Source organism: Eubacterium aggregans (assembly GCF_900107815.1).
In the GTDB taxonomy this organism is placed as follows: Bacteria; Bacillota; Clostridia; order Eubacteriales; family Eubacteriaceae; genus Eubacterium_O; species Eubacterium_O aggregans.
This window is the reverse complement of record NZ_FNRK01000007.1, coordinates 62,899-82,940: the sequence shown is the minus strand read 5'-3', so window position 1 is coordinate 82,940 and position 20,042 is coordinate 62,899. Positions and strand designations below refer to the sequence as shown.

The window sequence follows — 20,042 nt, the reverse complement described above, 5'->3', positions numbered from 1 at the left end:
TCATTACAAGAGCGAGTCTTCCTTAAAGCTCAGATAGGCATCACCGCCTACAATAATATGATCCAACACAGGTATCCCTACCAGCTCTCCCGTCGCCCTTAAACGATCGGTAATCCGTTGGTCCTCACGACTCGGCGCAGGGTCCCCTGAGGGATGATTGTGTGCTAGGATGATGGATACGGCATGCTGACGAATGGCAGCACTGAACACCTCTCGAGGATGAACCAGGGACGCATTGATGGTTCCTACAGAAATCTCTTCAACCTTGTAGATGCGATTTTTGGTATTCAGCAATAAAATGACGAAATGTTCCTGCTGATAATGGCGCATTTCTTCTAAAAGAAAATCCGCCACCTCCTTAGGACTGGTCACCTGGGGGTACTCCACCTTCCCACGGTTTATCCGTCGTCCAAGTTCAATAGCTGCCTTAATTTTAGCTGCCTTTGCTGGTCCAATGCCTTTAAGGGCCGAATTTCCAATTAGTTCCTCAACGCTTGCCGTTAACAGAGCCTCTAGTCGATTATCAAAAGCTTTTAATATTTGTTGACTGAGCTCAATGGCTGTCAAATCCGGGGTCCCCGTGCCAATGATAATGGCCAAAAGCTCCGCATCGGTAAGGCAGTGACTGCCGAAGCGACACATTTTTTCCCTCGGTTTATCATCCTCAGGTAAATCCTTTATTCCAAGATGGTCAATCTTTTTCATTTTTCTACCCCTGTTTATCATTATAGCAAAGGGGGTGTTAGGAGTTGCTTTCGTTTTTTTAACTTTATGTATTAACTTTGTAACAAAATGAAAAAAAGCAGACCATTTTCGGGTCTGCTCATTAATTTATTCACATTCTATAATCGCCACTTATAATCGATCGGCGGATACTTTCTTTGTTCCCAGCACTAGATTTTCAAAGCGACGTTTCAAATCTTCGGGGTCCTCAGGCATACGGGCATGGGTCCATGAGACAATAATCCCTACCAATCCGAAGGCATAAAATGAAGCGATGAACTCCCGATCCCTAGGGTCCATCTCAACGCCCTTTGCCAATTGATCAATGAGCGATTGGAACATTCCCTGGACCGCGTGGGTCAAGTAGCTTTCAAACTCCTTGCTCCCTGAAGCTTTAAAGGCGTTGATGTAGAAATAACTCTCTGCCTTCATGGTTTTCAACATTTCATAGACTTTGTCGCTCCAATTATCCAGAGTTAGATCATCCACCAGATAATGGATGGCTTCATTATAGTAAATCCAATCCAACAAATCGTACTTATCCCGAAAATGGTAATAAAAAGTCTGACGATTGATACCGCAGGATGCAGCAATATCCGATATCGTGATCTTATCGAACCGCTTTTCGAGCATCAGTTTTTTAAACCCCTTGGCAATCGCTTTCTTCGTCGTTGTTGAATCAGACATGTCTTACACTCTCCTATTGAAAGGCGTTCTTAACCTTGTCCCAAAATTTTTCTCCAGCCTGGTGATGGCCTTTTCCCATGGCATCGTCAAATTGTTTGAGAAGTTCTTTTTGTTTCTTATTCAGCTTCTGCGGTGTTTCAATTTTCACAGTGATGAATTGATCACCTCGGCCATAGCCATTGACATTGGGAACGCCCTTATTCTTCAGGCGGAAAACCTTTCCGCTTTGGGTTCCTTCCGGCACCTTCAGCTTGACCTTTCCATCCACCGTAGGCACCGTGATATCCCCGCCGAGGACCGCCTGGCTAAAGGTAATGGGCATATCGAAATAGATATCGTCCCCTTCGCGTTTGAATACCGGATCAGCCTTCACATTCATATAGACTAGCAAATCGCCGCTGGGACCACCATTGGGTCCCGCGTTGCCTTCCCCGCGCAGGGGCAGCACTGAATTATCATCCACCCCAGCAGGGATTTTGATGTTGATGGTCCGTTCCTTTTCGACAACCCCGGAACCATGACAGGTCTCGCAGGGATCGGAAATAATGGTTCCCTCTCCATGGCATTTATCACAAACGGCTGTCTGCTGAATGGTTCCAAAGGGGGTTTGCTGACGTACGGTAATCTGCCCAGAACCACCACATTTATCACAGGTTACCGGTTCACTGCCTGGCTTTGCCCCGGTTCCACCACAGGTTTCGCAGGTTTCCTTGCGTTTAATTTTAATTTTCTTTTCTGTTCCGAAAACAGCCTCTTTAAAGGACAGTGTCATATTGATCTTCATATCGCTGCCGCGTCTTGGGCCACGCCGGCGGGAAGAACCGCCGCCAAAACCGCCAAATCCGCCGCCACTGCTGAAGCCGCCGCCAAAGGAGCTAAAAATATCACTAAAGATATCTTCAAAACCGCCGCCACTGAAACCGCCGCTAAAGCCACCGCCACCAAAACCGCCTTCCATACCGGCATGACCGAATTGATCGTAGGTGGACCGTTTTTCTTCATCACTTAAAACCTCGTAGGCTTCATTGGCTTCTTTAAACTTCTCCTCAGCCTCTTTGTCCCCGGGGTTTTTATCTGGATGGTACTGCATGGCCATTTTACGATAGGCTTTTTTTATGTCCTCTGCACTGGCACCTTTATCAACGCCCAGCACCTCATAGTAATCTCGTTTTTCACTCATTTTGTTTTCTCACCTCGCTTGAACATTGTACCTAAAAAACCGTTGTTTGTAAAGAGAATGGCAGCCGGTTAAAGCTGCCATTCTACTTAACAATCGGGTTTACTTCTAAGCGAAAGTCTTATTTATTTATCGTCGTGGATTTCTTCGTAGGTTGCATCTTCAACCCCATCATCGGCGGCTTCTTCTGCTGCTGCACCATCAGCCGGCTGTTCCTGTTGGGTTTGTTCATACATTTTCTGAGCCAGTGGATAAAGGGCTTCGTTCAGGGCTTCGGTTGCAGATTTAATGGCTTCCACATCGTCCCCTTCACTAGCGGTCTTCAGGGCTGCAATGGCACCTTCAACCTTTGCCTTTTCATCATCCGTAATCTTACCTTCCATATCCTTTAAGGACTGTTCGGCCTGATAAGCAGTACTGTCTGCGGTATTCTTGGCTTCGATCAGATCTTTGACTTTTTTATCTTCAGCGGCGTGCTGTTCCGCTTCTTTAACGGCCTTGTCAATATCCGATTCACTCATATTAGTAGTGGATTTGATCACGACATTCTGGGATTTCCCAGTACCTAAATCCTTGGCAGATACATTCACGATCCCGTTGGCATCGATGTCGAAGGTGACTTCAACCTGGGGCACCCCACGGCGTGCTGCCGGAATGCCATCGAGCTGGAAGCGGCCTAAGGTCTTGTTGTCCTTTGCCATTTCACGTTCACCCTGGAGCACATGGATGTCCACAGCGGTTTGGTTATCCGCAGCCGTGGAGAAAACTTGGCTCTTCTTGGTCGGAATGGTGGTATTGCGTTCGATGAGCTTGGTGCACACGCCACCCAGAGTTTCAATCCCCAGAGATAAGGGTGTGACATCCAAAAGCAGAACATCGTTGACTTCACCAGCTAAAACACCACCCTGGATGGCAGCACCAATGGCTACACATTCATCTGGGTTGATGCCCTTGTAGGGATCTTCGCCGGTCAGGGTCTTGACTTCATCCTGTACCGCAGGGATTCTGGTGGAACCACCGACAAGGATTACCTTGTGGAGTTCGTTCTTACCAACTCCCGCATCCTTCATGGATTTTTCAACCGGTGTAATGGTGTCATTGACCAAGCCTTTGGTTAATTCATCAAACTTCGCACGGGTCAAGGTCAGCTCAAGATGCTGTGGGCCTTCTGCTGTTGCTGTAATAAAGGGCAGGTTAATATCGGTCTTCATGACAGAAGACAATTCAATTTTTGCCTTTTCAGCAGCTTCTTTCAACCGCTGGAGGGCCATTTTATCGGCCTTTAAGTCGATCCCGTGGGATTTCTTGAATTCAGCAGCCATCCAGTCGATGACTTTATTATCGAAGTCGTCCCCACCTAAGTGGTTATTCCCGCTGGTTGCCTTTACTTCAAAGACGCCGTCCCCTAATTCCAGAACCGAAACGTCGAAGGTCCCACCACCTAAGTCATAAACCATAATCTTTTGGGCATCATCCTTTTCCAGACCATAGGCCAGGGATGCAGCTGTCGGTTCGTTGATGATCCGTAAAACTTCCAATCCGGCAATCTTACCGGCATCCTTGGTTGCCTGACGCTGGGAATCGTTAAAATAAGCGGGTACGGTAATGACTGCTTTTTCAACGGTTTCTCCAAGGTAAGCTTCTGCATCTGCCTTCAGCTTTTGCAGAATCATCGCTGAGATTTCCTGGGGAGTATAACTCTTGTCGTCCACGGTGACCTTGTAATCTGTCCCCATATGACGTTTAATAGACGAAATGGTCCGGTCCGGGTTGGTTACTGCCTGACGCTTAGCCACCTGGCCCACCAGACGTTCACCGTCCTTGGTAAAGGCGACGACAGAAGGGGTTGTCCGGTTTCCTTCAGCATTGGGGATGACCACTGGTTCCCCACCTTCTAATACGGCAACACAAGAATTCGTTGTTCCTAAATCGATCCCGATGATTTTTTCTTTGCTCATAATCTATAATCCTCCTGATTATCGTTAATATTCAAATTTAATGTTATTTTCTTATTTTTGGTTAACTTTGACCATCGCTGCGCGAATGACCTTTTCTTTGAATAGATAGCCTTTTTGGAACACCTCCAGGATCTCCTGATCCGGCTTGTCCACATCTTCTCCCACTGCCACACCATGGTGAAAATTGGGATCAAAGGCTTTGCCCAATGCATCAATTTCCTGTAGGCCTTCACCATTCAACACATTCATCAATTCTTTGAAGACCATCTGAACCCCTTCCCGATAGCTGTCCTTGGAATCATCGTCCGCCGCAGCTTCTGCACGCTCCAGATTATCGATAACGGGTAACAGCTTTGTCATGAAGGATTCCATGGCAAAGGTATAAACCTCTGATTTTTCCTTCTGGGTCCGTTTTTTATAATTTTCAAAATCGGCCTGAAGACGAACCAGTCTGCTTTTAACCTCAGCCTCAGCCTTTTCGGCCGCTGCTATGGCGCTCTCAAGCTCGATGTCTTCACCAGCAGCTTCCGCTTTACAGGTTTCTTCGGTGTCGATTTCTTCCTGGGCACTGTCAGCTTCTGGATTCACAGTCTCTTCCGGATTGATTTCTTCTTGGATTTCTTCATTTTTGTTTTCTGGCATTTTACCACCTATTCCGTTAATAATTTTGTAATATTGCTATTAAGCTCGTTCCGGATGGTTTCCAACACAGAACTGACTTTATCATAATTCATACGGGTTGGCCCAATGACACCAAAGGCCCCCAAGGGATGACCATCGACCTCATAGGTCGTGGTGATGACACTGAATTCCTTCATGTTTTCATCGCTGTTTTCTTCACCGATGGTCACACGCAGAGCCTTCTGTTGACCATTTTGCTGTGAAAGCACATTGGCAAGAAGTGGTTTTTCCTCAATAATATTAACCAAATTCTTGATGCGGTCAACATTATTGAACTCGGGATAACTAAAGAGATTGGTCAATCCACCCGCATGAACATTCGAAGCCTCAGCTAAGAGCTCTTCCCGAAGGATGGGCATGATTTCTCTTAACAGAACACCTTCCTCTTCATTTAGCTCTTGTATTTCATCGATCAGCTCCGTTCCCATTTCCTGAAAAGCAATATTTTTTAGGATGCTGTTCAGGACGTTACTCAGCTTCAGTGCTTCTCCAGTATCAATTTCCCGGCTCAAGGTCATTTCGATATTTTTCGCAATGCCCTCCACCGTTACCACAATCATTAACACCCGTTCACGGATCAAAGGAATGATCTGGACGTGCTTACAATTAAATCGCGATACCCTTGGTGCTAACACTACCGACGTATAATTCGTCAGGCTGGACAGCACCTCAGCCGTATGGTGCATCGTATTGTCAATTTCCCGGGAGTAATCTAAATACCCCCGATGGATATCATTACGCAGCACCTTGGCCAGCTTTTGGATTTGCATGATCTCATCCACATAATAACGATAGGCCTTCTGGGTCGGAATCCGCCCTGATGACGTATGGGGCTGTGCTAAAAAGCCCAACTCCTCCAAATCAGACATCTCATTCCGGATGGTCGCCGGACTGATGCCTAAATCATACCGTTTTGATAAGGTCCGCGATCCAACAGGCTCAGCGGTATTGATATAATCTTTAACGATTGCTTCTAGAATCTTTTGTTTTCGGTCTTTCAGTTTCATCTTACACCCCGTTATTAGCACTCGTCATTTGTGAGTGCTAATATCTTGACTATAATATAACACCTGCTAAAACCTTTGTCAACAGATTTCTATAAGAATAGCATCAAGTTTTAAACAACTTTTAAGGTCAGACAAAAGCCATAAAGACCTGATTGGCCAGATCCATTCCCCGTGTACTCAGGCGGATTCGGGTACCCTCTCGGACAATGAGTCCGGACTCCAGCAGTCCCCGGATTTCCTCCCGATAATCATCAAAAAAATGTCGGCCGAATTGTTGGTTGTACTCCAAATCGTCCACACCTCTATTTCGTCTCAGCCCCAGGAACATAAAATCCCCCCGGGCTTCTAAATCTGACAGCCTGTGTGCCCCTTCTTCAATCGGATATCGACACTCTAACCCTACATGATATTTATTAAAATCAGCTGTATTTGACCAGCGTTTATGGCAAAAAAAGGAAGATGCCCCTAGCCCTAAGCCAATATAATCCGTTAAATCCCAGTATGAGCTGTTGTGCCGGCTTTCAGCGCCCGGTTTAGAAAAGTTGGAAATTTCATATTGCTCAAACCCATGTAACCTAAGATTATCGATCAAGCGATGGTACATTTCCCGCTCCAGTTCCTCCCCAGGTAGCGCCAATCGGCCTTGGCGTTCCCAAACATCAAAGGCGGTTCCCTCTTCCACCTTTAAACTATAGCAGGAAAGGTGTTTAATCACCGGAAGTTCCACCAGCATCTGAACGGTTTCCAGAACATCCTGAAGGCTCTGGCCAGGTAGCCCGAACATCACATCCGCCGACACATTATCAAAGCCCGCCGCCTCTGCCGCCCCACAAGCCAGCTTAAAATCCTCCCGGGTGTGTACGCGTCCCAAAACCTTTAATAAATGGTCCTGGGCACTTTGTAAACCGATGCTCAGTCGGTTGAATCCCATTTTCTGGTAGGCCAGTATCTTTTCAGCCGTTCCACTCCCTGGATTGACTTCAATGGTTTTCTCCAGAAGGGGGTCCTGGGGGTCAAAGGCAAAAGCTCTTCCCAGAGCTTCCATGGTCTGTTTAATCTCATCTGCGGATACGGCCGACGGTGTCCCGCCGCCAAAATAAACCGTCCGTACCACATACCCCTTCGTTCTTCCCGCGTAGGTTTTAATTTCTTGCCTTAAATCCTTAAAATAATCCTGGACCTGCCGCCCATCCCTTGGGCACCAGGAAGTAAAGGAACAATAATGACACTTCTTTACACAAAAGGGAATATGGATATAGAGTCCCAATGGTTTCACGATACCACCTCCGTTTTTCTCAAATATAAAAGCAGGACATTTCCTGCAAGTTATGATAGAATAATTTTATCACATTATTAATTATAAAGAAGCGAGGTATAGTGACAGATATGAAAAAATTCCAATTTGTCGGTCTAGGCGCCCTGGTTGCTGCCGCTGCTGCTGTTCCCTATCTCATCCACAAGAAACGACAGCGTCGTGTGGAAGAGGGCATGATGGATTCCCAGGCTCCTACCCCAGCCCTTCCATCTCACCATACAGATTTTAAAGATCAGGACCATTTGATCTTTTGCGACGAATCCCAATTAGGGCGTCGTCTGATTCAGCTGGAAAAAACCATCAATATGCGGGATATCGGCGGCTACACCGGATACGATAACCGTAAAACCCAGTGGGGCAAGGTCATCCGAAGCGAAGAGCTGGCTCATTTAAGCGATGCCGACGTCGAGTATTTAAATGACCTGGGTGTCAAACACGTCTATGATTTCCGGGATGAGGGTAAGGCCAACCGGACACCAGACCGCCTGCCAGATTCCGCAGATTATACCAACCTCCCCACCTTAAAGGGTATTCCTTTTAGCCATCACGAGCTGGATTTCACACAGCCCGATGCCATCGACGGCTTTATGCGTAAAATTTATACCTATCAGGTTGAAAACAAAGCCCCGGAATTTGCCAAGGTTCTCAAGATGCTGGCAACCGAGGGGGAAACCCCCATTTTATACCACTGCACCAACGGGAAGGACCGCACCGGTTTTATGACCGCCCTCATCCTGTTAATCTGTGGCGTTCCAGAGGAAACCATCCTCTCCGACTACACCCTTTCCAACCTCACCTTTGATGAGGCCTTCCAAACCCTTGGCTCCATTATGGCCGATGAACTGGAAGATGAACGAGACGATTTTGATAAGAATCAAATTCGGGATTTCTTCGGTGTTAAGCCCGAATGGCTTAAAATACAGCTCGATTATATTAAGGAAAATTACGGTGATGTCGATACCTATCTCCTCGATAAAACCGACCTGACCTCCGATGATTTAGAGCAAATCCGAAGGGTTATGCTAGAGCCAAAAGCTTAAGCGTTTCAAACACCTTTGAATAAACTTGCACAAAGGTGTTTTTTTATTTGGCTTTTTGCTCTGTTAAAGTTATAATTAAGAAAACACAATGGAGGAAATTTATGAAAAAAAAAGTATTTAGTTTGTCCGTTTTGCTTATCTTGATTGCCGTATTCACCTTTGCCGGCTGCGGAGGGGGGAATACAGCCAAGAGTACCGATCCCCTGGAAGATGGTGTGCTCAAGATTGGAACCAACGACACCTACGTCCCTTTGGAATACCGGGATGAAGAAAATAAAATCGTCGGCTTTGATATTGATCTGGGAGATGCCATCGCTAAAGAATTGGGCGTAAAATCCGAATGGGTCTCCACCGCCTGGGACGGCATTTTTACCGGGCTTGATGCTGGCCAGTATGACTGCATCATCAGCGGCACCAGCATTACCGAAGATCGTCAGAAAAGCTACAACATGTCAGATCCCTATCTGACCAACGGTATCGTCATCGTCTCTCGTAACGATGACCCCAATAAAGCCACAAAAGCTACCGATTTGAACGGCAAAAAAGTGGGCGTACAGCTGGAAACCACTGCTGATATCGCCGCCAAGGCCATGATTGAAAAAGATGGGAATACCATGCAGTTATCCCAATTTGACGGTATGCTGGATGCCTTTGCCGCTCTGGAAGGTAAAACCATCGATTATATCTTAACCGATGAACCTGTCGGCTCCTTCTACACCGCATTGAAGCCGGACGTTTACTCCGTGACCTCGGATATCCTGTCCAACGAACCCATCGGCGTTACCTCCCGTAAAGCCGATACCGAATTTGCCACCAAGATTAACGAAACCTTGAAAAAGCTCCAGGATAACGGCACCATGGCCGAATTATCCAACAAATGGTTCGGTAAGGATGTCACCAAGAACATTAATATGGAATTGAAGACCATTGAGTAGTAAGGAATAAATCTGAAAATTAAAGCCCTGGTGTTTTCGCCAGGGCTTTTAATTTTATCATTAGTTTATTGTATCCTATTTTTATTACCCTTGTGCCGATAGCATTCCTTTATGCTGTCCCCAGGTATCCAGCTCCTTACGCTTCAGCCGAACAAACATCACCCCGACATAAATCAGGTTTAAAACATCTGAGACCACAAAACCCATCCAAATCCAATCGACGCCCCATAAATAGGAGAACAGCCAAGAGAAAGGCAGCAGCAGAATCATCTGCCGCAGGAAGGATGAAAACATAGAGATGTAGGCCTTTCCCACTGCCTGAAAGGCATTGGATAAGGGAATGGATATCCCTGCGGTTACAAAGGACCAGCTAATCACCCGGAAACATTGTACCCCCAGGACCATCATGTCGTCAGAGGCGTTAAACATCCTAAAAATCTGCTCTGGGAAGAACTGGAACAGCACAACGCCTAAGATCATAATGCACTCTGAGATAATACAAGCAACCTTGGCATTCTGTAAAAATCGGTCGGCCTTCCGAGCCCCGTAGTTATACCCATAAATGGGCATAGCGCCTTGACACAGACCGAACACCGGCATAAAGATGAAGGACTGCACCTTGAAAAAGACCCCAAACACCGCAATGGCCGTGGTACCATATTGGGTCAGGATAAGATTATAAAAGGTAACCATAAAGGAGGCAATCCCCTGCATGACAGCGGCGGGAAGGCCCACGGCAATAATATCCTTCATAATGGTCCCATCAAATTTAAAGCCACGGATATGGACCTTTAAGATATTCTTCTTCCGAAAGGCGACGACACACAGCACATAAATCATGGCGACGATTTGCCCGGCTACCGTTGCAATGGCAGCACCAGTCACGCCCATGGCCGGAAAACCCAGGAGACCGAAGATCATAATGGGATCCAGAACGATATTAACCACCGCTCCAATCAATTGGCCGATCATCGGCTGAATCATATCCCCTGATCCCTGGAGCATGGAAAAGCCCGCCTGGGTAATGATACTGCCAAAACAAAATACGCAGCAAATCATTAAATAGCTGGTACAGCCCGCGATGATTTCTTGATTATCGGTAAAAAGGGTAACAAATCCATTGGAAAACAATCCCCCGAGAACAGCCAAAATAACAGAAAGGATAATCGCGATTAAAAATCCGTGCTCAGCCACTTGCTCCGCATCTTTATGACGGCCTTCTCCCAGCCGTCTGGAAATACCAGAGTTTATCCCAACCCCCATCCCAACAAAACAGGACACAATCACCATCTGTACCGGGAAGGCCAGGGATACCGCTGTTAGGGCATTTTCACTCACTTGCGCCACAAAGATGGAATCCACCACGTTGTACATAGCCTGCACAAACATTGAAATAATGGCCGGCAACGCCATCGATACTAAAAGCTTAGGGATGGGCATTTCACCCATCTTGTTTTCTCGACTATACCCTTTTTCCATCCAATGCCTCCTACTATTTGCTCTTTTTCTTTTTAGTAATTTCCGCCTTGACTTTGCGTCCCTTAATGCTTTTACCCGTTAACCGTTTTTCAACTTTTTTGGCAACTTCATCGGCCACATCCACAAAGGTGAATTTCGAATACATTTCAATATCCCCCACTGCGGAAGAAGGGATTCCCGCTTCACCACAGATGGCCCCGAGAACATCCCGTTTTTTGGCCCCATCCTTGGCACCAACAGAGATGAATAAACGCTTGGTTTTTTCTGGAGCGAAAGCATTCTTGCGTCCCTTGCCCTTTCGTTCACCCTTGGAATCCTCACGACTCCGGCGCTTTCTGGCATTTTCAAAGGTCACATTCAAATCCTCTGCATCCGTTAAAGGAAGTCTGGAGCGTAATAGCACCGCCGAAATATACCGGGGGTCATAGCCCCGATCCATCAGCTCATCCACAATGGATAAATAACGGACCATATCCGATTCATCCTCGGCCCGCAGGGCAAAACGCTCTTTAAAATGTGCGACCTTAATATCGTTGATGGCTTCACTGGTAGGAATGAGGTCCCGTTCAATACTCTTTTTCGTATAATCGGTAATTTTACGCAACTTGAACTGATCCCGACGTCTGGCCAGGGTCAGGGAGAGGCCACTTTTACCGGCACGACCGGTCCGGCCGATACGGTGAACGTAATATTCTTCATTATCAGGAACATCATAATTGAAAACAATATCCACATCATCCACATCAATCCCCCGGGCGGCGACATCCGTTGCCACTAAGATGTTGAGCTTGCCCTGACTGAAGCGGCGCAGAACCGCATGACGGGATTCCTGACGCATATCCCCATGGATTTTATCCACAGAGTAGCCCCGTTCCTGGAGATCATTGGTAATTTCATCCACAAAATGCTTGGTATTGCAGAAAATCATGGCACGACTCGGTTTATACACATCCAACAGACGGGTTAAAGCTTCAAATTTCTGATGATCTGAAATATTGAAATATTTCTGCTCGATGCCAGAAGCCACCATATCCTTGGGGGCAATTTCCACTTTTTCCGGATTTTTCTGGTAAAGCTTCGCTATCTTTAAAATCGGCGCTGGCATGGTGGCCGAGAATAAAACGGTCTGGACGGGATGATCAATCTGATCCAGAATCAGCTCGATATCCTCTCTAAAGCCCATGTTGAGCATTTCGTCTGCTTCATCCAGCACCACCAGCTGTAATTCGGCTAACTTCAAGGTTTTTCTGCGCATATGGTCCATAATTCGGCCAGGGGTTCCCACAACGATCTGTGCTCCGCCCCGTAATTCCCGAATTTGCTTTTCCATGGAGGATCCGCCAAAAACTGCCACGACACGAACCTGGGGTTTATGGGAAAGGACCTTTTCAAATTCCTGGGCAACCTGAAGGGCCAGTTCCCGGGTTGGCAGCAGTACCAGCACTTGGGGCTGCTTTGTGGCTGCATCGATTTTTTCGATAGCCGGGATGGCAAAGGCCATGGTCTTCCCTGTTCCTGTCTGGGATTTCCCAATGAGGTCGCCCCCTTCCATAAGTAGCGGAATTGCCCGTTCCTGGATTTCGGTCATTTCTTCAAATCCCATATCTTCGATGGATTTTTTTAAGGCCTCGTCTATATTGAGTTCTGTAAACTTCATAATTCTCCTGTTCTTATCTGTTTTACTAATTGCAAATTTTACATAATAGTCTAATTTATTATTTTAATCTGGTTATTACAATCTGTCAAGTCTATTTTAAAAGTATCTCCTTTGCCGTTTTCAATCCATAAAGAGGCGTGGCACTTAAAACGGCATCTGCAATAGCCCACGCCATGACATCAGCCGCCAGGGTTCCGGCAACATCCACATCCACTGTCACCTCTCCCCGGGATAGGGCATAAATGCTATCCCCATCCATAGAGGTATGGACGGGACGGATGGCCCGGGCCATGCCGTTGTGCGCCATACTCGCTATCTTTCCCAGCTGGACCTTATTAAACCGGCCATTGGTAATAATGGCACCAATGGTGGTATTCCCCATGGGCATCCCATGGGTCGTCTCGGTTAAAGTATACATAGCCTGGCAGGAATCCTCAAAGCCCGTGTGGTCTGCGTTAAGAAGTCCGGCCAACTTCCTCCCTGTGTCTACGTCGTAGATATCCCCCAGGGCATTGACAGAGACGATGGCCCCCATCTTAAATTCCCCCAGGGCGACGGCATAGATTCCCAAGCCACTTTTCATCATCCGGGAAGACCCCTTGATCTTTCCAACCGTTGCCCCTATGCCCGCCCCAACATTGCCGCTTTTGGGCTCGTTTTTTTCGGCATCTAAACAAGCAGCATAGGCCATCGCTGGGTCCGGGTAAGTATCGGGACTGCCGACCCCAAGATCAAAAATATCCGATTGACACACCAAGGGAATTCTAGCAATCCCCGCATCAAAACCTATCCCCCGTTCCTTAAAATAATCCATCACACCCCCAGCCGCCCCCAGGCCAAAGGCAGAGCCGCCAGAGAGAACCAGGCCATGAATAGCCTGGGCGGCTGCCCGGGGTTCAAGTAATCCACTTTCCCGGGAGGCCGGCCCACCACCCCGGATATCTAATCCCGCCGCCATTCCTTCATCACACAGGATAACGGTACAACCCGTTCCTCCTTCCAGGTCCTGGGCATTTCCAATCCGAAAGCCTTCAATTTCTCTGATGCTTATTCTCTGCACGGTCATTCCCTCCATTCATTTTCTTAAGTTTATTATACACTATTTTTTATAGTCCTTGACAAACATTCTTTTAGGCGTATAATTTTTAAGCATCTAAATATTTTAGTAGCTTAAATATTAATCCGTATCAATGAAAGGAGCCCTATGCAATCACAACTCAGTTTTGGTGAGCAGCTTTTCCATATCCTCCACCAAATCAAAAAAACGGTTTTTTCCTATACATTAAAGGATGATGACCAGTACCATGGACTACGCTTAAGCGAATTCACCCTGCTCTGGCAGCTATCCCGATCCTGGATGGCCGCTGATCCAAATACCACCGGTATCCCCGTTTCTACCCTTTGCCAAATGAGCCATACCTCTAAATCAAATATCTCTCAGATTTTAAGAGCACTGGAAGAGAGAGCGTTCATCCAACGCTTCACATCCCCCCAGGACAGACGCCTCATCCTGGTACAGCCTACCGACACCGGAATGGCCGTTGTGGCCAACAGCCGCTTTCCCGGCATCGATGTATTAAACGACGCAGCCCAATATATGGGACCTGAAAAGTCAAGGCTTCTGTTAGAACTATTGGAAGCCTATAATGAAGGCATCGAGCACATTACATCCCATTCAAAAGAAGGAGACCTCAATGACAAAGCTTAAGAAATATCTTAAACCCTTTACTGGCCTACTCATCATGTGCGTCATTCTGTTATTCATTCAAGCCATGTCCGATCTTAACCTGCCCAATTTCATGTCTGATATTATCAATGTCGGCATTCAACAGGGGGGCATCGAACATGCGGCACCAGAGGCGATCAGTGCCGATGGTTATGATTTTATCACTTCTTTCATGACAGAAGATCAGCAAAAAACCGTATCCGAATCCTATAAATCCATCACACCGGAGGACGCTACCGAATCCCAGAAGAAGAACTATCCGCTGCTCAATGATCATCCGGTTTATCTTTTAACCAACACCTCAAAGGATAACTGGTCCACCTTAGATACTATTTTCGGCGAAGCGGACTGGACCTTTATTAACTTCATCCAAGATAAAGATAGTCAGGGACAGGACACCTCTAAAATGGATACCATGGACTCAAACGCCGCAAATATGAGCGGAAATCTGGACGAAATGGACATTTCCCAAATTTACCCGCTAACCCCAATGCTTAAAACACTGCCCCAGGATGCCTTTGATACTGCCCGGACCAAGGCTTTAAACACGCCCGAGTCCACCCGGAATCAAACCGGTGCCATGCTCACCAAGATGTTCTATTCCGAACTGGGAATGGATACCGGGCATATTCAAACCATGTACATCCTAAGAATCGGTCTGTATATGCTGGGCTTATCCCTTTTGGGAATCACCGCTGCCATCATTGTCGGTTTGTTCTCCGCTAAAATTGCGGCAGGTGCCTCCCAAACCCTCCGACGGGATATCTTTAAAAAGGTCGAATCCTTTTCCAATACAGAATTCAATCGCTTTTCCACCGCATCCCTCATTACCCGAAGTACTAATGACATCACCCAGCTTCAAACCATGCTGATTATGGGGATTCGAATGATCTGCTACGCCCCCATCATGGGAATTGGCGGCATCATCATGGCTATCCGCCAAAGCCCTTCCATGAGCTGGATTATCGCCGTGGCCGTCCTTGTTCTTATTGGGATGATCAGTATCGTCTTCTCATTGGTCATGCCCCGATTTAAGATTATCCAAAAACTGGTAGACAGCCTTAATTTGGTCATGCGGGAAAACTTAAATGGTATGTCTGTTATCCGGGCCTTTGGCAATCAGGCCTTCGAAAAGGACCGTTTTAAGGAAGAGAATACTCGGGTTACCCAGAATAACCTCTTTGTCAACCGGACCATGGTCTTTATGATGCCGGCCATGATGCTGATTATGAATGGCATTACCCTGGTCATTGTCTGGGTTGGTGCCCATCAGATTGCAGCCTCCACCATGCAGGTTGGTGATATGATGGCCTTTATGCAGTACGCCATGCAGATTATTATGTCTTTCCTCATGATTTCCATGATGTTCATTATGATCCCCCGGGCCTCGGTCTCTGGCGATCGGATCGCCGAAGTCCTGGCTGTGGAACCCACCATTAAGGACCCTGCCACTCCGGTCCACTTCCCGGGGAAGACCCCAGGGAGAATGGTCTTTGACGATGTCAGCTTCCGTTACGAAGGTGCCGACGAAGATGTTCTCCATGCCATTAGCTTTGAGGCCATTCCCGGACAAACCACCGCCTTCATTGGCTCTACGGGTTCCGGTAAATCAACCCTCATCAATCTGATCCCTCGGTTTTATGATGTGACCGGTGGCCGCATTACCTTAGACGGTACGGACATCCGGGATGTAACCCTCCATGAGCTCCGGGATCACATCGGCTATGTTCCTCAAAAGGGGGTGCTGTTCTCCGGCACCATCGACTCCAACCTTCGCTACGGAAGACCCGATGCTTCGGATGCGGATATCCGGGTAGCCGCAGATATTGCCCAAGCTGCGGGTTTCATTGAATCTGAAGAAGAACAATACGCCCGGGAAATCGCCCAGGGCGGTGCCAATGTCTCCGGCGGCCAAAAACAGCGGCTATCCATTGCCAGGGCCCTCACGAAAAAGCCAGACGTCTATATCTTTGATGACAGCTTTTCCGCCTTGGATTTTAAAACAGATGTGGCCCTCCGCTCCGCATTAAAGGATTATACTGAAAATGCCACGGTGCTCATTGTCGCCCAGCGGATCAACACCATTATGAATGCCGAACAAATCATCGTTTTAGATGAAGGTCGAATGGTGGGCAAGGGAACCCATACCCAGCTTTTAAAAACCTGTGAAACCTATCGGGAAATTGCCTATTCACAATTATCAGAGGAGGAACTCGCCAATGCCTAAGAAAATTACGAAAGATGCGACCCCAAGCGGTCCTCGCCGCAGAGGCCCCATGGGTGGTGGCCATGGCCCAGGTGCCATGGTCCCTGGTGAAAAGGCGAAAGATTTTAAGGGTACCTTCAAAAAACTGGTGGCCTATCTTGGACGGTATAAATTTGCGGTGGCTTTTGTTTTAATCTTTGCCATTGCCTCCACTGTCTTCACCATCGTCGGGCCTAAGATTTTAGGCCAGGCGACCACAAAGATTTTTGAAGGGGTCATGAATATCATTGCCAATACGGGTACCGGTATCGATTTTGGCTATATTGGAAAAATCATCTTGATTCTAGTGGGCCTCTACCTGATTTCTGCCCTGTTTTCTTACATCCAGGGATACATTATGACAGGGATTTCCATGAAGGTGACCTATCGCCTTCGGGAGGATGTTTTTGCCAAGATCAACCGCTTACCCTTTAAATATTTTGACAAAACCACCTATGGGGAGGTGCTTTCCTTCCTGACCAACGATATCGAAACCATCAACCAGACTTTAAACCAGAGTCTCACCCAGATTATCACCTCGGTGACCACCCTCATTGGTATTCTGGTGATGATGATCTCCATTAGCTGGCAAATGACCCTGGTGGCCCTGTGCATTATCCCCTTGTCCTTTGTCTTCATTATTATGGTGGTTAAAAAATCCCAGGTCCACTTTAGCCGTCAGCAGGAATATCTGGGGCATATCAACGGTACCATCGAAGAAACCTACGGCGGCCATACCGTGGTCCAAGCCTTTAATAATGAAGAAGCGGCCTTTGAAACCTTCGACCACTACAATAATACCCTGTACACCTCCGCCTGGAAATCCCAATTTTTATCCGGTCTGATGATGCCGGTCATGACCTTTATCGGGAATCTGGGCTATGTGGCCGTATGTATTTTAGGGGGATGGCTGGCGGTGAACAGTGCGCTGACCGTGGGGGATATTCAGGCCTTTATCCAATATGTCCGCCAGTTTAACCAGCCCATCACCCAAATTGCCAATATTTCCAATATTCTGCAAATGACCATGGCGGCGGCCGAACGGGTCTTTACCTTCCTGGAAGAAGAAGAGGAAGTCCCCGATTCCCTAGATCCTGTGAATCCTGAGGGTATTGAGGGCTCCGTCACCTTTGACCATATTCGCTTTGGCTATACTCCAGATAAAACCATCATCAAGGATTTCTCCGCCCAAGTGGAACAGGGCAAAAAAATCGCCATTGTTGGGCCCACTGGAGCAGGAAAAACGACTTTGGTTAAGCTGCTTATGCGGTTTTACGATGTGGATGCCGGTACCATTAAAATTGATGGCCATAATATTATGGATTTCCGCCGCAATGACCTCCGCCATCTCTTTGGTATGGTCCTCCAGGATACCTGGCTGTACAATGGCACCATTGCCGATAATATCCGGTACGGCAAGCTGGGTGCCACCGATGCCGAGGTGGAGCGGGCCGCCAAAATTGCCCAGGTGGACCACTTTGTCCACACCCTGCCCGATGGCTACAACATGGTGCTGGGTGAAGACGCCAATAATGTCTCCCAGGGCCAAAAACAGCTCCTAACCATTGCCCGGGCGGTCCTGGCCGATCCCAAGATTTTAATTCTGGATGAAGCCACCAGCTCTGTGGATACCCGGACCGAGTCCCTTATTCAAAAAGCCATGGATAACCTCATGGTTGGCCGGACCAGCTTTGTCATTGCCCATCGGCTGTCCACCATTAAAAATGCCGATCTGATCCTTGTCCTTAAGGATGGGGATATTGTGGAGCAGGGCACCCATACTGAGCTACTGGCCCAGAGTGGATTCTATGCTGATTTGTATAATTCACAGTTTGAGGAAGCGTAAAACATTTTTTAAAGAGTCATTGCTTCAGCGATGGCTCTTTTCTTAATGAAAACTTTATCATGTAAAAATCAAATATTATAATGGCCGAACCTTTTTGTTTCCTTTAAATTTTTAAACTTTTTAAAGAATCACCTTGCACTTGTCAGGGGATGATGCTAAAATGATGTAAGTTACATTATAAGCTAATTTAAAGGTTACGCTAAAGCACTAATTAAGAAAGAAAGAGGTTCGATTAATGGTCAATTTCATTTATGTCGCCCTGTTTGTACTGGGCGCTCCATTCTTCGCCTATGGGATCTATTATATGGTCATCGGGTTAGTGGGTTATCGGAAGCACAATCAATTTGAGGTGGCACCACCCACCAATCGGTTTGCTGCCGTCATCGCCGCACGGAATGAGGGGCAGGTTATTGGAAACCTGATCGATACCTTGAAAAAGCAGAATTATCCCACGGAGCTATTGGATGTTTATGTTCTGCCGAATAATTGTACCGATGATACCGAAGCGGTTGCCCTGGCCCATGGTGCCAAGGTTTTCCATTGTACCAAGGATGTCCGGTCTAAGGGGGCTGCCCTGGAGCAGTTCTTTGATGCCACCTTCGCAGAGAATGATATTTACGATGCCTTCTGTGTCTTTGATGCCGACAATTTGGTGGACCCCGGTTTCTTTGGTGCCATGAATAATGCGCTCTGTGCCGGTGAAACCATTGCCCAGGGCTATCGAGACGCCAAGAACCCCAAGGATTCCTGGATTTCTGGCTGTCAGTCCATCTTCTATTGGACCCTCAACCGTTTTATGAATCTGGCCCGTTACTCCATCGGGATGTCTGCTGCTTTAAACGGTACGGGTTTCATGGTTGCTGCGGATGTACTGCGGGATGGTGGATTCAGAACCTTCAGCATGACTGAGGATATTGAATTTACCACCCAGTCCATTATGAAGGGGCGCCGGGTTGCCTGGGTCCCAGAGGCTCTGACCTATGATGAACATCCCCTGACCTTTGAAACCTCCTGGAAGCAGCGGAAGCGCTGGTCCACAGGAACCATCCAATGCTTCATCCATTATTCCCCGCTCCTATGGCAGGCCTTCAAAGAGACCAAAAATTGGGGCTGTGCGGATATGATTTTGTACTTAAGTGCCCCACTGGTCCAGGTTTTAACGGCGATTTACAGTGTTTGTTCCTTTATCATCCTAAGCCTTTTGTTTGTGAATACCCAGGTGTGGTCCGATGCCTTGACCTTCGCGATTATTTTCAGCGTCGGCGGGATCTTTATCAGCTTCCTCTTCACGGCCATGGTAGTAAAGCTGGAGCATCACCAACTCAAGCAGGTTAAGAATTATTCTTTCTTCTCCTTCTGGTTTTTCTTCTTCTCCTGGATCTTCATCAACATCGTCTGTGTGGTGAAGCCCATTGAGACCTGGGAACCCATTGAACATACTCAGAGCATCAGCATGTCCCAGCTTGAGCTTGGGAAATAATATTTTAGCCAATAAATAGCCCCACTCCCCTTGTTTAAAAGGGTTGTGGGGCTTTTTTGATAATAAGGAGAGATGATCTAAAATGA

The 20,042-nt window shown here is 47.2% G+C and carries 16 protein-coding genes; 6 read left to right on the top strand and 10 right to left on the bottom strand.

Features of this window, described 5'->3' with window-relative positions:
* Positions 1-3: 3 nt before the first annotated feature.
* The 7 genes from radC to hemW all read right to left on the bottom strand — a co-directional run bounded on the left by radC (position 4) and on the right by hemW (position 7,509).
* Positions 4-705 carry a RadC family protein gene (radC, locus tag BLW33_RS05575; RefSeq protein ID WP_090306177.1) on the bottom strand — a complete coding sequence of 234 codons (702 nt, stop codon included), beginning with the start codon at positions 703-705 and terminating at the stop codon, positions 4-6.
* 150 nt (positions 706-855) lie between these two features.
* On the bottom strand, positions 856-1,410 hold the full coding sequence (gene dhaS, locus BLW33_RS05570; protein WP_090306174.1) for a dihydroxyacetone kinase transcriptional activator DhaS: 555 nt from the start codon (positions 1,408-1,410) through the stop codon (positions 856-858).
* Between the two features lie 13 nt (positions 1,411-1,423).
* Positions 1,424-2,590: a molecular chaperone DnaJ gene (dnaJ, locus tag BLW33_RS05565; protein WP_090306171.1), complete on the bottom strand. Its 1,167-nt coding sequence runs from the start codon at positions 2,588-2,590 to the stop codon at positions 1,424-1,426.
* A gap of 122 nt (positions 2,591-2,712) precedes the next feature.
* Positions 2,713-4,545 (bottom strand): molecular chaperone DnaK, encoded by a 1,833-nt coding sequence (gene dnaK / locus BLW33_RS05560; RefSeq protein WP_090306169.1) that lies wholly within the window; start codon positions 4,543-4,545, stop codon positions 2,713-2,715.
* A gap of 51 nt (positions 4,546-4,596) precedes the next feature.
* Positions 4,597-5,187: a nucleotide exchange factor GrpE gene (grpE, locus tag BLW33_RS05555; protein ID WP_090306167.1), complete on the bottom strand. Its 591-nt coding sequence runs from the start codon at positions 5,185-5,187 to the stop codon at positions 4,597-4,599.
* 8 nt (positions 5,188-5,195) lie between these two features.
* The gene (hrcA, locus tag BLW33_RS05550) at positions 5,196-6,233 is read right to left on the bottom strand and encodes a heat-inducible transcriptional repressor HrcA (RefSeq protein ID WP_090306164.1); all 1,038 of its coding nucleotides are present in this window, start codon (positions 6,231-6,233) and stop codon (positions 5,196-5,198) included.
* Positions 6,234-6,360: 127 nt separating this feature from the next.
* Complete coding sequence (hemW, locus tag BLW33_RS05545; RefSeq protein WP_176966633.1) at positions 6,361-7,509, bottom strand: radical SAM family heme chaperone HemW; 1,149 nt, start codon at positions 7,507-7,509, stop codon at positions 6,361-6,363.
* A 110-nt stretch (positions 7,510-7,619) separates the two neighbouring features.
* Between hemW and BLW33_RS05540 the strand changes: the two genes are divergently transcribed.
* Positions 7,620-8,588 carry a tyrosine-protein phosphatase gene (locus BLW33_RS05540; RefSeq protein WP_090306281.1) on the top strand — a complete coding sequence of 323 codons (969 nt, stop codon included), beginning with the start codon at positions 7,620-7,622 and terminating at the stop codon, positions 8,586-8,588.
* A gap of 101 nt (positions 8,589-8,689) precedes the next feature.
* The gene (locus BLW33_RS05535) at positions 8,690-9,523 is read left to right on the top strand and encodes an ABC transporter substrate-binding protein (RefSeq protein WP_090306158.1); all 834 of its coding nucleotides are present in this window, start codon (positions 8,690-8,692) and stop codon (positions 9,521-9,523) included.
* Between the two features lie 84 nt (positions 9,524-9,607).
* On the opposite strand, the gene BLW33_RS05530 is transcribed toward BLW33_RS05535, so the two are convergent.
* The 3 genes from BLW33_RS05530 to BLW33_RS05520 all read right to left on the bottom strand — a co-directional run bounded on the left by BLW33_RS05530 (position 9,608) and on the right by BLW33_RS05520 (position 13,725).
* Entirely contained in the window at positions 9,608-11,002 is a 1,395-nt protein-coding gene (locus BLW33_RS05530; protein ID WP_242911600.1) for an MATE family efflux transporter, read from the bottom strand.
* 13 nt (positions 11,003-11,015) lie between these two features.
* Positions 11,016-12,659, bottom strand: coding sequence for a DEAD/DEAH box helicase (locus BLW33_RS05525; protein WP_090306155.1), 1,644 nt, complete (start codon positions 12,657-12,659; stop codon positions 11,016-11,018).
* Positions 12,660-12,750: 91 nt separating this feature from the next.
* Positions 12,751-13,725 carry a P1 family peptidase gene (locus tag BLW33_RS05520; protein WP_341456144.1) on the bottom strand — a complete coding sequence of 325 codons (975 nt, stop codon included), beginning with the start codon at positions 13,723-13,725 and terminating at the stop codon, positions 12,751-12,753.
* Positions 13,726-13,863: 138 nt separating this feature from the next.
* Here BLW33_RS05520 and BLW33_RS05515 point away from each other — a divergent pair, with 138 nt between their 5' ends.
* The 4 genes from BLW33_RS05515 to BLW33_RS05500 all read left to right on the top strand — a co-directional run bounded on the left by BLW33_RS05515 (position 13,864) and on the right by BLW33_RS05500 (position 19,956).
* Complete coding sequence (locus tag BLW33_RS05515; RefSeq protein ID WP_090306151.1) at positions 13,864-14,367, top strand: MarR family winged helix-turn-helix transcriptional regulator; 504 nt, start codon at positions 13,864-13,866, stop codon at positions 14,365-14,367.
* A complete protein-coding gene (locus BLW33_RS05510) occupies positions 14,354-16,612 on the top strand; it encodes an ABC transporter ATP-binding protein (RefSeq protein ID WP_090306149.1) in 2,259 nt (752 codons plus the stop codon). The genes BLW33_RS05515 and BLW33_RS05510 overlap by 14 nt, the downstream gene beginning before the upstream one ends.
* Complete coding sequence (locus BLW33_RS05505; RefSeq protein WP_090306146.1) at positions 16,605-18,476, top strand: ABC transporter ATP-binding protein; 1,872 nt, start codon at positions 16,605-16,607, stop codon at positions 18,474-18,476. Before BLW33_RS05510 ends, BLW33_RS05505 begins: the two co-directional genes overlap by 8 nt.
* Positions 18,477-18,711: 235 nt before the next feature.
* Entirely contained in the window at positions 18,712-19,956 is a 1,245-nt protein-coding gene (locus BLW33_RS05500) for a glycosyltransferase family 2 protein (RefSeq protein ID WP_090306144.1), read from the top strand.
* Positions 19,957-20,042: the final 86 nt, after the last annotated feature.

Coding starts and splice junctions, on each gene's coding strand:
- radC (WP_090306177.1), bottom strand. CDS start 705: ATGAAAAAGATTGACCATCTTGGAATAAAGGATTTACCTGAGGATGAT.
- dhaS (WP_090306174.1), bottom strand. CDS start 1,410: ATGTCTGATTCAACAACGACGAAGAAAGCGATTGCCAAGGGGTTTAAA.
- dnaJ (WP_090306171.1), bottom strand. CDS start 2,590: ATGAGTGAAAAACGAGATTACTATGAGGTGCTGGGCGTTGATAAAGGT.
- dnaK (WP_090306169.1), bottom strand. CDS start 4,545: ATGAGCAAAGAAAAAATCATCGGGATCGATTTAGGAACAACGAATTCT.
- grpE (WP_090306167.1), bottom strand. CDS start 5,187: ATGCCAGAAAACAAAAATGAAGAAATCCAAGAAGAAATCAATCCGGAA.
- hrcA (WP_090306164.1), bottom strand. CDS start 6,233: ATGAAACTGAAAGACCGAAAACAAAAGATTCTAGAAGCAATCGTTAAA.
- BLW33_RS05540 (WP_090306281.1), top strand. CDS start 7,620: ATGAAAAAATTCCAATTTGTCGGTCTAGGCGCCCTGGTTGCTGCCGCT.
- BLW33_RS05535 (WP_090306158.1), top strand. CDS start 8,690: ATGAAAAAAAAAGTATTTAGTTTGTCCGTTTTGCTTATCTTGATTGCC.
- BLW33_RS05530 (WP_242911600.1), bottom strand. CDS start 11,002: ATGGAAAAAGGGTATAGTCGAGAAAACAAGATGGGTGAAATGCCCATC.
- BLW33_RS05525 (WP_090306155.1), bottom strand. CDS start 12,659: ATGAAGTTTACAGAACTCAATATAGACGAGGCCTTAAAAAAATCCATC.
- BLW33_RS05520 (WP_341456144.1), bottom strand. CDS start 13,725: ATGACCGTGCAGAGAATAAGCATCAGAGAAATTGAAGGCTTTCGGATT.
- BLW33_RS05515 (WP_090306151.1), top strand. CDS start 13,864: ATGCAATCACAACTCAGTTTTGGTGAGCAGCTTTTCCATATCCTCCAC.
- BLW33_RS05510 (WP_090306149.1), top strand. CDS start 14,354: ATGACAAAGCTTAAGAAATATCTTAAACCCTTTACTGGCCTACTCATC.
- BLW33_RS05505 (WP_090306146.1), top strand. CDS start 16,605: ATGCCTAAGAAAATTACGAAAGATGCGACCCCAAGCGGTCCTCGCCGC.
- BLW33_RS05500 (WP_090306144.1), top strand. CDS start 18,712: ATGGTCAATTTCATTTATGTCGCCCTGTTTGTACTGGGCGCTCCATTC.